General features: G+C 48.8%; 11 protein-coding genes. All 11 read left to right on the plus strand.

Annotated elements, in window-relative coordinates; genetic code table 11:
* The first annotated feature begins 241 nt into the window (after positions 1–241).
* The 11 genes from HF638_RS22470 to HF638_RS22520 all read left to right on the plus strand — a co-directional run bounded on the left by HF638_RS22470 (position 242) and on the right by HF638_RS22520 (position 15641).
* Entirely contained in the window at positions 242–3025 is a 2784-nt protein-coding gene (locus HF638_RS22470) for a glycoside hydrolase family 3 C-terminal domain-containing protein (RefSeq protein WP_169482142.1), read from the plus strand.
* Between the two features lie 190 nt (positions 3026–3215).
* Entirely contained in the window at positions 3216–3407 is a 192-nt protein-coding gene (locus tag HF638_RS22475) for a hypothetical protein (protein WP_062837718.1), read from the plus strand.
* Positions 3408–3624: 217 nt separating this feature from the next.
* The gene (locus tag HF638_RS22480) at positions 3625–4665 is read left to right on the plus strand and encodes a sialidase family protein (protein ID WP_169482143.1); all 1041 of its coding nucleotides are present in this window, start codon (positions 3625–3627) and stop codon (positions 4663–4665) included.
* 172 nt (positions 4666–4837) lie between these two features.
* A complete protein-coding gene (locus tag HF638_RS22485) occupies positions 4838–5602 on the plus strand; it encodes a copper homeostasis protein CutC (protein WP_169482144.1) in 765 nt (254 codons plus the stop codon).
* Between the two features lie 30 nt (positions 5603–5632).
* A complete protein-coding gene (locus tag HF638_RS22490) occupies positions 5633–7114 on the plus strand; it encodes an alpha-L-fucosidase (RefSeq protein WP_169482145.1) in 1482 nt (493 codons plus the stop codon).
* The gene (locus tag HF638_RS22495; RefSeq protein WP_169482146.1) at positions 7095–8876 is read left to right on the plus strand and encodes a glycoside hydrolase family 35 protein; all 1782 of its coding nucleotides are present in this window, start codon (positions 7095–7097) and stop codon (positions 8874–8876) included. The genes HF638_RS22490 and HF638_RS22495 overlap by 20 nt, the downstream gene beginning before the upstream one ends.
* A 274-nt stretch (positions 8877–9150) precedes the next feature.
* Positions 9151–10017 carry a sugar phosphate isomerase/epimerase family protein gene (locus HF638_RS22500; protein WP_169482147.1) on the plus strand — a complete coding sequence of 289 codons (867 nt, stop codon included), beginning with the start codon at positions 9151–9153 and terminating at the stop codon, positions 10015–10017.
* Between the two features lie 250 nt (positions 10018–10267).
* Complete coding sequence (locus HF638_RS22505) at positions 10268–11326, plus strand: Gfo/Idh/MocA family protein (protein ID WP_169482148.1); 1059 nt, start codon at positions 10268–10270, stop codon at positions 11324–11326.
* Between the two features lie 686 nt (positions 11327–12012).
* Positions 12013–13425, plus strand: a complete 1413-nt coding sequence (locus HF638_RS22510) for an alpha-L-fucosidase (RefSeq protein ID WP_169482149.1) — start codon at positions 12013–12015, stop codon at positions 13423–13425.
* Positions 13426–13739: 314 nt separating this feature from the next.
* Positions 13740–14717 (plus strand): ABC transporter permease subunit, encoded by a 978-nt coding sequence (locus HF638_RS22515; protein ID WP_169482150.1) that lies wholly within the window; start codon positions 13740–13742, stop codon positions 14715–14717.
* 15 nt (positions 14718–14732) lie between these two features.
* On the plus strand, positions 14733–15641 hold the full coding sequence (locus tag HF638_RS22520; RefSeq protein ID WP_017691189.1) for a carbohydrate ABC transporter permease: 909 nt from the start codon (positions 14733–14735) through the stop codon (positions 15639–15641).
* The last annotated feature ends 13 nt before the right edge of the window (positions 15642–15654 follow it).

The raw sequence follows: 15654 nt of genomic DNA on the forward strand, positions 1-15654 counted from the left end.
TTGAACTAAACATTTACACGAAACGGAGAGGACAGAAAAAACCTGAAGAAGCGAAAGCGTTCGCCTTTATCCCCGGATTTTCCCCATATAAGGGGGATTCATAAAATCTGGGGATAACAGCGATCGGAAGGTTATTCTGTCATCGGAGTGTCCAGTGTAAATATTCTTTAGTTCAATTTATATAGTTCATTTTATATATAGCGATTCGTAGGTATGGGGATGACAATCAGGAGGGAAATCATTGAGCACACATCAAATCGGAGTTCCATTGGAAGGGTTTGCAGAGTTTAGTCGTACGGTTGCCGCAGAAGGAGCCGTTCTACTCAGAAATGAAGGCCAAGTGCTTCCACTTCGTGAAAACGAAAACGTTTCAGTTTTTGGACGGATTCAAGTCAATTATTATCGCAGCGGTACGGGTTCGGGCGGTAGTGTTCATGTGGCCTACACAACTAATCTGCTGGATGGTCTTCGTAGCAAAAAGAATTTTACAGTGAACGAAGAGCTGGCAGCTGTCTATGAGAAATGGATTGAAGAAAATCCGTTTGATGATGGCGGAAAAGTATGGGCGGCTGAGCCGTGGAATCAGAAAGAAATGCCTTTGACGGATGAACTGGTCGCACAGGCCAGAAGCAAGTCCAGCAAAGCTATTATCGTGATTGGACGTACAGCGGGAGAAGATCAGGATAATGCGGATGCGGCAGGAAGTTACCAGCTGACAGAAGATGAGAAAGCGATGCTGAAGCAAGTTACTTCGCAGTTTGAACACACAATTGTTGTGTTGAACGTCTCGAATATCATCGATATGAGCTGGTTAAACGAAACGTATCTACATCCGATCCAAGGCGTAATTTACTCCTGGCATGGTGGTATGGAAGGTGGCAATGCGATTGCTGATGTGCTGGCGGGCGACGTTACACCAAGCGGTAAACTGACAGATACGATTGCATATTCCATCGAAGATTATCCTTCGACAAGCAACTACGGCAATGAGTTCAAGAACCTTTATCAGGAAGATATCTATGTAGGTTATCGTTATTTCGAAACGTTTCGACCTGAGCGTGTTCAGTTTGAATTCGGTTACGGCCTGTCTTATACGACGTTTTTGGCCCAGCACGAAGAAGCAAAATCAGTGTCCAAAGACGGCGAAACCTACATTGAAGTTCGTGTCAATGTGACCAACTCCGGTACAACATATGCGGGCAAAGAAGTTGTGCAGGTCTATTATGAAGCACCTCAAGGCAAACTGGGACAACCGCTGAAGGCTTTGGTAGCTTTCGGCAAAACAGGATTGTTGCAGCCGGGCGAGTCAGAACTTCTGACGATCAGCTTCCCGATCCATGCCATGGCATCCTACGATGATGCGGGTGTTACAGGTCATGCTTCCGCATACGTTCTGGAAGAAGGCACATACCGACTGCATGTAGGAACCAGTGTGAAACAAGTGCAGCACATCAGCATCGATGGCCAGGATGGATACGTTATTGAATCCCTTGAATTGGTGGAGCAACTGCAAGAAGCGATGGCGCCAACCGAAGATTTTACACGGATGAAACCGGGTTTGCGCAAGGAAGATGGATCTTATGAACTGACTTATGCGGAAGTGCCGAAGCGTAAGGTATCCATGGCGAACCGGATTGAGCAGAATCTCCCGCAAACGCTGGAGCAGACGGGTAACCAGGGCTACAAGCTGAGTGATGTTAAGGCTGGCAAAGTAAGTCTGGAAGCCTTCATCGCTCAACTGAGTGATCAGGATCTGGCGGCAATTGTCCGTGGTGAAGGCATGAGTAGCCCGCTCGTTACTTCGGGAACGGCATCCGCATTTGGTGGTGTCAGCGACAGCCTGTTCAACTACGGTATTCCGGTAGCATGTACGGCAGATGGCCCGTCTGGTATTCGTATGGATAGTGGGGAGAAGGCAACACAGGTATCCATCGGTACGTTGCTTGCGGCGACATGGAACAAGGATCTCGTTGAAGAGTTGTATGTGATGGAAGGACAGGAGTTGCTGAGAAATCAGGTGGATACTCTGCTCGGACCTGGACTTAATATCCGCCGGAGCCCGCTCAATGGCCGGAACTTTGAGTACTTCTCTGAAGATCCACTGATCTCGGGTGTATTTGCCGCAGCATGTACGAAAGGCATTATGAAGGGTGGTTCCAATGCCACACTGAAACACTTTGCCTGCAACAACCAGGAGAAACACCGTAGCAAAGTAGATGCTGTTGTCTCTGAGCGTGCACTGCGTGAAATTTACCTGAAAGGGTTCGAAATCGCTGTAAAAGAAGGCGGAGCGAATTCCATCATGACCTCCTACAACCCGGTTAACGGACACTGGGCGGCATCCAACTACGACCTGAATACCACGATTTTGCGTGGCGAATGGAATTTCGAGGGTATCGTAATGACCGACTGGTGGGCGATTATGAACGATGTGACGGAAGGTGGCGAGGCTGATCGCAAATACACGAACTGGATGATTCGTGCGCAGAATGATCTCTACATGGTTGTACCGAACTATGGCGCAGAGATTAACGGCTGGGACGATAACACGATTGAATCCTTGGAAAATGGAACACTTACGCGCGGAGAACTGCAACGCTCTGCGATTAACATCTGCAAGTTCATCATGAATGCACCGGTGTCCGGCAGAAAACACGAGATCGTGGAGAACGTCGCTTCGTTCCAAGCGAATGCATCCCTATCTACTGCACAAGCTCAGGCGCTGGTTGAGAACGCACAGGTGAAACCTGCGGTAGCTGAACCGGTCTACATGAAAGTGGACGAGGCCGGCCATTATCGGATTATCGTACAGATCATGTCCCCTGAGCCGGAACTCGCTCAAAGTGCATGTAACCTGCTCCTGAATGATCAGTTGGTGACCACCATCCAAACGAATGGTACGGAAGGCAAATGGATCAGACAGAAACTTGTCAAAGTAGATCTTGAAGCAGGACTGTATGAATTGAAACTGGACTTCACGAAACCAGGGCTCCAGATTGATTGGATCGAATTCAAGCAGGTGTAGAAGATAATCGGATATATTAGGTCATAACAGCAATCTAAAGATTGTTCTGTCATCAAAAGTAGAATACGTGGGTACATGACAAAGGGCACTGTTCGCGGGTGCCCTTTGTTGTAACACAGAATAGCTACTGTTATGATAGTGTTATGGGATTCTGAAGTTCTGAACAATGGGGTCAGGGGTGTTGCGAAGAATGAGAAATTATAATTTTTTGAGTCCAATCCTGCTGGTTGTAGTGGCGCTGATTGTAAGAGGCCTGGTGACTAACCTGGGAGTTCTTTTTGGCTTATCACAAGAAGTGGCGAGTAATATTGCCATGATTGCCATGATCATTGCTGCACTGATTATGTTTAATCGAATGACGAAGGCTCGGCGTAAAAAATAGAATAAGCTCGGATAACCGAAAGGTTATCCAAGACAGGAGACACCCCCCGGGGTGTCTTTTTTTGTATTGACGTTCTGAACCTAACGTTTTAGACTATTGCTAATAAATAATAACGTTAATAATAACTAAAATAACAAAGTTCATCAGGAAAAGTACATGATGTCCGTTGCACTCTCTATTTGCTATCCCATTCCGGTCCCCAAAGGAGAATCCATTCATGAAGATCATTGCCGACAAACAATATATCTTTCAGGAAGGTCAGCCTTTTCAGAGTAGTCATGGGTCCACCGTTGCTGTTTTACCAAATGGCCGAGTGCTTGTTGCTTGGTTTGCAGGTCAGCATGAGAAGGCGAGTGATGTAGCGATCTGGCTCGCAAGGCAGGATCATAGCGGAGCGTGGTCTGTTCCACGTAAAGTCGCGGATGAGCAAGGTATTGCTCACTGGAACCCGGTGCTATATGCACAGGGTGATTCGCTGATACTCTTTTATGAAGTAGGGTATGAAATTACGGATTGGCATACCCGCATCATTCGTTCAGGGGACGGCGGATATACGTGGACGGCTTCTCGGGAGCTGGTGCCCGGAGATATTGGTGGTCGTGGGCCGGTCCGGAATAAACCTATTCAGCTGGAGGATGGAACAATGCTGGCTCCCGCATCCATTGAACGATTGGACCCTGAGGTATTAGGCAAGCAGATTTGGGAGTCATTTGTCGATATCTCAACAGATCACGGGGAGACATGGACGAAAAGTACATATGTGCCGATGGACCTGTCCACCTATGTTGGGGCGGAGCATTGGTTTGCCAAGGGGCTGATCCAGCCTACATTGTGGTCTTCTGGTAGAGAGCGTGTGCACATGCTTCTGCGTAGTACCGAAGGGGTTATTTTTCGCAGTAATTCGCCAGATGGTGGACGCACATGGTGTGAAGCTTACGCTACAGAACTACCCAACAACAATAGCGGAATTGATGCCACACGCATGGAGCATGGTTTGCTTGCGCTTGTCTACAATCCGGTCAGTGGATATACAACAGAGAGCCCTCGAACACCGTTGGTGATTACTTTTTCAACGGACAATGGTCAGACCTGGGGTGATGAATATGTGTTGGAAAATGAACCGGGGGAATACTCGTATCCGGCGATCGTATCTCAAGAGAAGGATCTATATGTCACCTATACGTGGAAAAGGGATCGGATTGCGTTCTGGAAGCTGACCGTCACTCATAACGATGAAGAAGGACCGCAGGAGCGCTGATAATACGCTTTGTCGGTCCTATATGTCATGGAGCGTTGCACTGTACCAGTACGATAATGTTTATGAATGCTGGAACGGTCGATGAGAAAAGGGGCTAATCATTTCTGATGTGCGCACGTCCTACGATTACTTATCATCTCTAAATTTTATATGGATGAAGGGAGTGACCCTTATGAACAGACAGCCTGTATTGGAAGTCATCGCTGTGGATGTGGAAGATGCCAGAGCCGCTGAACAGGGAGGGGCTGATCGGATTGAACTGGTGTCAGCGATGTCCGAAGGAGGGCTTACCCCCAGTTATGGTGTAATCGAGCAAGTAGTATCACAAGTCTCCATCCCGGTGTATGTCATGATCCGTCCCCATAGCCGCTCGTTCCGCTATAGCGCAGATGACATCCACGCCATGACCAGGGATGTACGCGTGGCGAGGGAACTTGGAGCCGCTGGCATCGTAATCGGTGCCCTCACCGGAGATGGTGAAGTGGACCTTTTACCCATGCAATTATGTATGGCCGAAGCTCAGGGTTTGGGCGTTACGTTTCATCGTGCTATTGATGTGAGCACAAGCCTGACCGAGGCGCTCAAGGCCATTAACACATTGGGCAACGTGGAGCGTGTGCTTACATCGGGAGGGAAACAGACAGCGCCTGAAGCCATACTGGAACTGAAACAACTTCAGCAATTGGGGCAAACCTTGAACATCGCTGTCATGGCAGGGTCGGGGGTCACCATAGAGGGAATACAAACGCTAGTGAGGCAGACGGGTATCATGGAAATCCATATGGGATCAGGCGTGAGGTACGAAGGCAGCTTTAATTATCCCATTGATCCACATTTGGTCGAAGAAGCCAAGCAGCAGTTATTGCTTGCATCACAGCCATTCATGGACAGTAGTGAACTGAGTAGCGGTCCAAGCAAGGGTGGTCCAATGATATAGGGATGCGCTAAATAAAAGGAGTGATACGCCATGAATTATGAACTGCAACCAGCCGAATGGATTAAGTCCGCAGCACAGATAAGCCCATCCGAACGCCAGCTAAGATGGCAGGAGATGGAGTTCTATGCATTTATTCATTTTACGGTAAATACATTCACGGATCGCGAATGGGGCACTGGGGAGGAAGACCCGGCTATCTTCAATCCTTCTGCACTGAGTGCAGCGCAATGGGTGCAGGCGTGCAAGGCTGCGGGGATGAAGGGGCTGATTTTGACGTGCAAGCATCATGATGGATTTTGTTTGTGGCCAAGTCAGTTTACAGAGCACACAGTTGCAGCCAGTCCGTGGAGAAATGGTGCGGGTGATTTGGTTCAGGAAGTTGCCGATGCCTGCCGTGAGGGCGGGTTGAAGTTTGGCGTGTACCTTTCTCCTTGGGATCGGCATGAAACCTCCTACGGGGATTCGGAGAGATATAACGAGTTTTTCCTCCAACAGTTGCGCGAGCTGCTCACGAATTATGGCGACATCTTCTGTGTATGGTTTGATGGTGCGTGTGGTGAGGGTCCGAATGGCAAAAGGCAGGTTTATGACTGGGACGCCTATTATGCGCTTATTCGTGAACTTCAGCCCGAAGCTGTCATCTCGGTATGCGGCCCGGATGTTCGCTGGTGTGGCAATGAGGCGGGACATACGCGGGAATCGGAATGGAGCGTTGTGCCAGCGCATATGCAGGATAATGAGAAGATTCAGGAGCAATCGCAGCAGGTGGATGATGGTGAGTTCGCCACAAGGATCAATACGCAGGATAGTGATTTGGGAAGCCGGGAGGTCATTTGTTACCAAGGTGAGCAACTGATCTGGTACCCTGCCGAGGTGAATACCTCAATTCGCCCGGGATGGTTCTATCATGCCAGTGAAGATGATCAGGTCAAAACATTGGAAGAACTGCTCGCCGTCTATTACGGCGCAGTGGGGGGCAATGCCACCTTTTTACTCAATCTGCCACCGGATACGCGTGGTCTCATTCACGAAACGGATGTCGAGCGACTACAGGAATTGGGAGATTCGCTGCGCACCATTTTTCAGGAAAATTTCGCCTTGCAGGCGCTGGTAAAAGCATCGGAGACGATGGATGAACAACATGCCGTATTTGAGGTGCTGACGGAACGTCGGGATACGTATTGGTGTCCCTTTGAAGGAACCGAGCAGGCTTGGATCGAGCTGGATTTGCAGGAGGAACGATCATTTGACCGAGTGGTACTGATGGAACATATCCAGACAGGCCAACGGATTGAGCGTTTTACAATGGAGTCACAGAGGGAAGATCGTGGTTGGGAAACGTTCTACACGGGGACTGTGGTGGGGTATAAGCGAATATGCTGTTTCCCACAGGTCACATCGAGAAAGATGCGATTAACCATTCATGAATCCAGATGGTACCCTACGTTGTCCGGGTTAGGCATATATCTGAGTGAACGGGGAGGGCTGTTACATGCCGGTACTGACGTATAAAGGTTCACAATTCATCTATGGTGACGAGCCCATTCGGATTTTGTCGGGTGCCCTCCATTATTTCAGAGTGGTCCCCGACTATTGGGAGGATCGGTTACTCAAGTTGAAAGCCTGCGGTTTCAATACGGTGGAAACGTATGTGCCGTGGAATGTTCATGAGCCGCAGCCGGGGCAGTATTGTTTTGAAGGCATAGCTGATCTGGAACGTTTTATTCGCATTGCAGGGGATGTGGGTCTGCATGTGATTGTTCGCCCGAGTCCTTATATATGTGCCGAGTGGGAGTTTGGCGGATTACCTGCCTGGCTGCTTGCTGATGATGAGATTCGTCTGCGGTGTAATGACGCAAAATTTCTGGCGAATGTGGATCGTTATTATGATGTGCTTTTGTCCAAATTAAAACCCCTTCTGAGCACCCATGGCGGGCCGATCATCGCGATGCAGATTGAGAATGAGTACGGCAGCTTTGGGAACGACGCCAGTTATCTGCGATATTTACGTGATGGCATGGTGGGGCGCGGTATGGATGTATTGTTATTTACCTCGGACGGGCCGACAGACCACATGCTGCAAGCGGGATCAGTGGCGGGGCATCTGGCTACGGTCAATTTTGGATCAGGAACGGAGGGAGCGTTCGCCAAGCTGCGTGAATATCAGGCAGAAGAACCTTTGATGTGCATGGAGTACTGGAATGGCTGGTTCGACCACTGGGGAGAGTCGCACCATACCCGAGAAGCCGCAGATGTGGCTGGTGTATTTGAGGAGATGCTTCGAGCAGGAGCCTCAGTCAACTTTTATATGTTCCACGGTGGAACAAACTTCGGATTTTACAACGGGGCGAACTGTCAGCAGAAGGATCAATACGAACCCACGATTACAAGTTACGACTACGATTCACTGCTCAGCGAATCCGGGGAGCCGACAGCGAAATTCCATGCGGTGAGGGACCTTATTGCTCGGTATAGCGATGAAGGTCTGGGTGAGATTGTGCTGCCAGAATCGAAGGGGACCATCGCCTATGGGCGAGTGGAGTTGAACCAGCAGGCGCCATTACTGGCGCAGTTGGACCGGATATCAGCCCCGTTGAAACGTACGAATCCGGAACCAATGGAGAAGCTGGGTCAGGATTATGGCTTTATTTGTTATCAAACCCGAATATCCGGGCCTAGGGAGCGACAGGAACTGGTGGTTCAGGAGGTGCGTGACCGTGCGCTTGTGTTTGTTGATAGGCAATTACAGGGCGTGCTTGAACGGGGAAATACGGCATTATCGATTTCCTTTGAAGTGCCGCCGGAGGGCGCAGATCTATTGATCCTTGTCGAAAATATGGGGCGAATCAACTATGGCCCGTACCTGAGAGATCCGAAGGGCATTACGGAGGGTGTGCGACACGGCTTTCAATTTTTATATGATTGGACGATTCATTGTCTGCCATTAACTGATCTGTCGGGTTTGCAATTTAGTGATGTGATTAGCGAAGCAATTAACGAAACAGTTAATGAAGTACAGGGACCAGCATTTTATCGAGTAGAGTTTAATATCACGGATGTAAGAGATACTTTTCTGCGACTGGATAGCTGGACCAAGGGAGTTGTATTTGTAAACGGATTCAATCTGGGGCGCTTCTGGGATAAAGGACCGCAAAAAACATGGTATGTACCTGCTCCGCTCCTTCGCGAGGGTGAGAATGAAATCATGGTATTCGAGCTTCATCAGACGACTGAACTGGCTGTAACGTTTGTAGATACACCGGATTTGGGCTAGGAAAAGGAAAATAGGTGAGCCAAACGATTATTGAGAATTGTCGTGTCCGCCGGAAAAAGGTATACGTTGTACGTTGGGTATGGACATTGACTAGGGCGTGTCTGAAAACTCCGAAGGACGCAGATTTTGCCGAATTTTCGTTCCAAGCAAGGAGATTTTCCGCAGGCGTGCCGGGGCACGTCAAGGGAAAGTGACGCAGCAGGGGGCGAAAAGGCGGTAAAAGATGCACTTCAGTGAGTTTTGAGACACGTCCTACAGGAGAGGATGAGGGAAAATGAAAGTTGGACTCAGCACCTACAGTCTGCAACAAGCATTGGATCGCAAAGAATTGACCGTACCAGATGCCATTCGCTGGATCGCCGATCAGGGCGGGGAACATGTGGAGATTGTACCGATGGGATTCAGTCTGATTGATAATCCGGAGTTGATTGATGAGATTAAAGCTGTGGCAAAAGAGGTCGGGATCGACATTTCCAATTACGCCATCGGCGCAAACTTCGCTGTTCAGGAGGACGCCGAAGCGTTGGAGCAAGAGATCCAGAATGTGATGCGACATGTGGATGTGGCTGCTGCGTTGGGAGTAAAGCTGATGCGTCATGACGTGGCTTTCCGCCCCGCACCAGAGGGAACCGTAGCACAGTTCGAGATCGACCTGCCGGTACTAGTGAAAGCTTGTCAGCGGATAGCTGATTATGCAGCGGGTTTTGGAATCACAACAAGCGTGGAGAACCATGGGTATTATGTGCAGTCGAGTGAGCGGATTCAGCGTGTGCTCCACGAAACGGCGCGGGATAACTTCAAGACTACGCTGGATGTCGGCAATTTCCTCTGTGTGGATGAAGATCCGGTGAGTGCCGTAAAAAATAACATTCCGTACGCGTCGATCGTGCACGCCAAAGACTTCTACTGGAGACCTTCGTACCGAAATCCCGGTGAAGGCTGGTTCCAAACCTCGCATGGCAATTACCTGCGCGGTGCCATTGTGGGCCAAGGCGATATCGACATGCCTGAAGTGTTCCGTGTGTTGAAAAAATCCGGGTATGACGGATATATCTCGGTTGAATTTGAAGGCATGGAGGATTGCAAAACGGCTTCACGCATTGCCATGGATAACGTTCGCCGCCTATGGGAAGAGGCATAGGGCTGAGTATTTGTTTTAAATGAATAAAATTGAATCAAATTTTAAAGAAGGCGTGAGTAACAGAGGTGAAGCTTGGAACTGTAGGAGCGTTAGCGACCGCCTTTGTATGCGGATTTCAACCGCTAGAGCGGTCAATAAAAGAAATTTGCAGACAACAGCGGCCGAAAGTCCAAGCATTCACCGTCGTTACGTTAAGCCGAGTATAATTTCTTGAGTCAATTCATATGAAAACGATGGAGGAATCAGCACTATGTCCAAATTGAAAGTCGCCGTTATCGGTGCCGGATCCATATCCGATTGTCATTTGCAAGCCTACGCCAGTAATCCCGACGTTGAAATATACGCCATCTGTGACCTTAATGAAGCGCGTGCCACAGAAGTGGCGAAGCAATATAATGCACCTCATGTGTTTACCGATTACAAGGAACTGCTCGCACTGCCCGAGATCCATTCCATCAGCATCTGTACATGGAACGACTCTCACGCGGAGATTAGCATTGCTGCTCTGGACGCGGGTAAAAACGTGCTGTGTGAGAAACCGCTCTGCCAAACCGTTGAGGATGCGCTCGAAGTAGAGAAGGCCGTTCATCGCAGCGGAAAGCTTCTGCAGGTCGGTTTTGTTCGCCGCTATAGCGACAATGCACAGATTCTGAAGAAGTTTATTGACGAAGGTGAATTGGGCGAGATCTATTATGCCAAAGCCTCCAGTCTACGGCGTCTGGGCAATCCGGGTGGCTGGTTCTCGGATATTAACCGCTCCGGCGGCGGTCCGCTGATCGATATCGGGGTGCATGTGATCGATATCTGCTGGTATCTGATGGGCAGACCAAAGGTAAAATCCGTCTCCGCTAACGTATCTAACCGATTGGGGAACCGCTCGAACATTAACAATCTGTCATTCTACAAAGCAGCGGATTATGATGCGGAACAGAACACCGTTGAGGACATGGCGAATGCCCTGATTCGTTTCGAGAACGGTGCGAGCCTACTCGTGGACGTTAGCTTCACGCTCCATGCCAAAGCGGATGAGACCTCGGTCAAACTATATGGCGACAAAGGCGGTGCAGAGCTGGAGCCGGAAATTTCGATCATTGGCGAGAAATTCAACACCATTTTGAACATGACTCCACAGGTGGATTTCAAATCATTTGACTTTATGGGCTCGTTCCGCAATGAAATCAACCATTTTATAGATAGCACGCAGGGCCGCAAAGAGACACTTAGTCCCGTCGAGGATGGCGTCGAGGTAATGAAAATGCTCTGCGCCATATACGAATCAGCCCGCCAAGGTCGCGAAATTACACTATAGAGATAGAACTGTAATGCGTTGATAATCACGTTGATACTTTACTACTCCCGTGGCATTGAAAGTTATGAGCACTTTTCTCCTGCCAATGATCTAGCTCCGCTCCGGCGGGATTCGGATTCTTCCTCCCCGCTCACGGTTGGAGCAGAGAGCGAGCACTAACGAATCTGAGGCATCTTATTCAAGGATTTGGAGCGCTAGCAGAAATCTAAGGAACCTGAGACACGCTATATCAGAACAAACAGCCAATTACAGCGTTTTTACCACCTAATTTCGGAAAATAACGTGTCTGATGTTTCTTACAATTTAAAAAGAGGACCAAAAGGCTAAATAAGACGCCCTGAGTTCCTTAGAAAAAAACTTTACTCATTCGCCAGGATCAGTCGCTTGGATTTCCCTATAGAAAAGAGGGAAATTGGGTTCATATTAATTGAAGATGGCACCGCAATCGAAATAACAAAGTTACTACGCCCCTTAATAGTTAAACTAGCGTTTACGCCAAAACGTAGAGTGCAGAACCAATCTGAAGAAGCGAAGCGCTCGCCTTTATCCCCGGATTTCCAACAATTATAAAGTGAAATAAAAGAAATCTGGGGATAACAGCGATCAAAAGATGGTACTGCACTCGGAGTGACCAGGCGTAACATACAAGGTTTATCTTTTATCTAATCCAAAGGAGATGAAACAGAATGAGCGAAACCAATGAAACCTTACTGGAGCAGGAAGAGCAGATCGTCGAAGCCGGCGTGCACAATTTTAGCAAAGAGGATGAATGGATCAAACCGGAAGATCCGCTGCTGAATGAGCGGCTGGAGTGGTTCAAGGATCAGAAGCTGGGGCTGATGATGCACTGGGGACCCTATTCCCAGCTTGGTCTCGTGGAATCCTGGGCGCTGAGCGACGAGGATGGCGATTGGTCGCGCGATGACATCGACTGGACGGATGACATGGAAGACTTCAAGCGGGAATATTTCGATCTGAATAAAACCTTCAATCCGATTCGTTTCCAACCCGAGGAATGGGCACAGATGGCGGCAGATAACGGGTTCAAATACTTCCTGTTCACCACCAAGCACCATGACGGTTTCTGCATGTGGGATACCAAGACGACGGATTACCGGATTACGGGTAAGAACACGCCTTTTCATACCCATAAGTATGCGGACATCTGTCGAGCACTGTTTGACGCTTTTCGGGCCAAGGGATTGGGCATCTCAGCGTATTTCTCCAAAGCGGACTGGCATACCCCGTATTACTGGGCACCGGGCATGGAGCGTGGACGTCATATGTGGCGCGGCCCTTCGTATGATCCCCATAAGTATCCATGGTTGTGGGAGAAATTCGTAGAGTTCACACATGAGCAGATCATGGAACTGCTGACCAATTACGGGAGGATCGAATGTCTGTGGCTGGATGCCGGCTGGGTGCGCGAAGGTCGCCATGGTCAGGATATCAGGCTGGGAGAAGTCGTGGAACGGGCGCGTCAGACCACACAACCTTGGCTTCTGTCCGCAGATCGCACCGTGGGTGGGCCGTATGAGAATATCGTTACCCCCGAGCAGACCATACCGGAACATCCGATGAACATTCCATGGGAGAGCTGTATTACCGTGGGGAACTCCTTTGCTTTTGGATTTGATGATCAGTATAAAACGGGAAGACAGCTGGCACATATTCTACTCGAAGTCGTGTCCAAGGGTGGTAACCTGGCACTGAATGTAGGACCGCAACCCGATGGGCGTCTGCCAAAAGGGGCTATTCGAGGCATCAAGGGCCTCGGTGAATGGTTGGGTACTCATGGAGAAGGCGTCTATGGAACCCGGATCTGCGGGCCATATTTTACGAAGGATTGGGCTTTCACCCAGAAGGAAGAGATCAACACCGTATATGCCTTCCGTTTATACCGAAACGAGAATGAGACCGTACAACCACAGTTAACCATTCCTTATCTGGAAAAGGTAGAGCGGATCGAACTCGTCGGTAGCGATGACGTACTTTCGTATCAGCAAACGGGAGACGGACTTCTTGTGGATCTGCCCCAATCCGCTGCAACGAGTGAAGCGCCCATCACACATACGTTCAGATTGGTCACAAGCGCATAGAATGCCATGTCAATTCCGGGGGAGATATAACCACCTCCGGGATTTTTTTATTCATACATAAGGAATACAATTTCCGATAGAAACGGCTCGTAATCGCTTGTCACACAAGGATTTATGGAATAAAGAGAAGTCGGAGAAAATTGCAAATTGATAAAAGTTTATCGGGCGATGTACTATCAAATCAAGAAAGCGCTACCTGATATGAATGTTTACATCATATTTGTTGAACAAGGAACTATGAACAGAAAAAAGGATATTTAAGGGATGTAAATGTAATGTATTATTACACTTGAGGTGTAGAAGGAGTGACGCAAATGAGTCGAGCTACGGAAAGCATACCCGCCAAGATGGAACTCCAACAGAGGAAACATGTGGAGCCCAAGCGGCAGCATCCATTCATCAAAAGCCTCAAGAAACACTGGGAACTCTACCTGCTCGTGTTGCCCCCGGTATTGTATCTGTTAATCTTCAAGTACATTCCTATGGTGGGTGTCCAGATCGCCTTCAAGGACTTCAGTGTAGTCAAAGGAATCTGGGGAAGCCCGTGGGTCGGATTCAAACACTTTGAAGCCTTCTTCCAATCTCCAAACTTCTGGCTGTTAATCAAAAACACGATAGGCATCAGCTTTTATTCCTTAATTGCCGGTTTCCCCATTCCGATCCTTCTGGCGCTGGCGCTGAATGAGATTCGAACGGGTTACTTCAAAAAGACTGTGCAGATGGTCACTTACGCTCCGCATTTTATCTCAACGGTTGTTATGGTATCCATTATCATTCTGATGCTCTCCCCGCATGTCGGCGTGGTAGACAAGCTGTTCACACTGCTCGGCTTCCCGATGACGAACTTCATGGGTATTCCGGAATACTTCAAATCGATCTATGTCTGGTCAGGTGTGTGGCAGGGCATGGGATATTCATCAATTATATATATCGCAGCTCTTGCTGGTGTTGATCCATCTCTCTATGAAGCAGCAAAGATGGACGGCGCATCAAGGCTTCGGAAAATATGGCACATCGACCTCCCGTCGCTCGTTCCAGTCACCGTTATCATGCTGATTCTGAGTCTGGGCAGCATTATGGGCGTGGGCTTTGAGAAAATATACCTGATGCAGAATCCACTCAACACAAGCGCTTCGGAGGTCATCTCCACGTATGTGTACAAGGTAGGTCTGATCGGGGCAAATTTCAGCTTCTCCTCGGCAGTAGGGTTCTTCAACTCCATTATCAACCTGATCCTGCTGGTTATCGTCAACGGCATATCGCGCAAACTATCCCAGAACAGCTTGTGGTAAAGGAGGAGCTTATCCATGTTCAACCTGATTAATCGTAACCGGATCAAGGACCCGCTTGGTGACCGCATTTTCATGACATTTAACTATATTTTTCTGTTCGCCATACTGCTAACAGTGTTTTATCCACTCTTGTATATCATCAGTTCTTCGTTCAGCTCTTCACGAGCCGTGACATCCGGTCAGGTGTGGCTGTTCCCGGTAGACTTTAACATCAAGGCGTACATCTCCATTTTCAAAAGCCAACAGCTTATGCTCGGTTTTTATAACACGATCATCTACACCGTGGTGGGCACGTTCATTAACGTGGTGCTGACCGTCATGCTGGCGTATCCTTTGTCACGAAAATCGTTCTATGGACGAGGTGCCATCATTATTTTCATGATGATCACGATGTTCTTTGATGGTGGTCTGATTCCCACCTACCTCTTGATGAAGGATTTGCACCTGCTCGATACACGTTGGGCGATGTGGCTGCCCGGGGCGCTCGCAGTATTCCAGGTCATCGTGGCAAGAACTTTCTTCCAATCTTCCATTCCGGAAGAACTCGGGGAGGCCGCGGAAATGGACGGTTGCCGGGATATCCGGTATCTGATCAGCGTAGTTCTTCCCTTATCAAAGCCCATTCTGGCGGTCATGACACTTATGTATGCCGTAGGCCACTGGAATGCGTACTTTGATGCATTGATCTACCTGCGTTCCGAGAAATTGTTCCCTCTACAATACGTGCTTCGCAATCTGCTTATCCTGAACGCGGCTGATCCGGCGATGCTCGCCAATACCAGCCAACAGATGCGGGACCAAGGGTTCGAGCAGGTGTTGAAATATGCACTGATCGTTGTGGCGAGTATTCCAATTCTGATCATGTATCCATTTGTACAGAAGCATTTTGTTAAAGGGGTCATGGTTGGTTCCCTCAAAGGTTAATCCTTGTGAGTTA

The organism is Paenibacillus sp. SZ31 (assembly GCF_012912005.1).
GTDB lineage: Bacteria > Bacillota > Bacilli > Paenibacillales > Paenibacillaceae > Paenibacillus.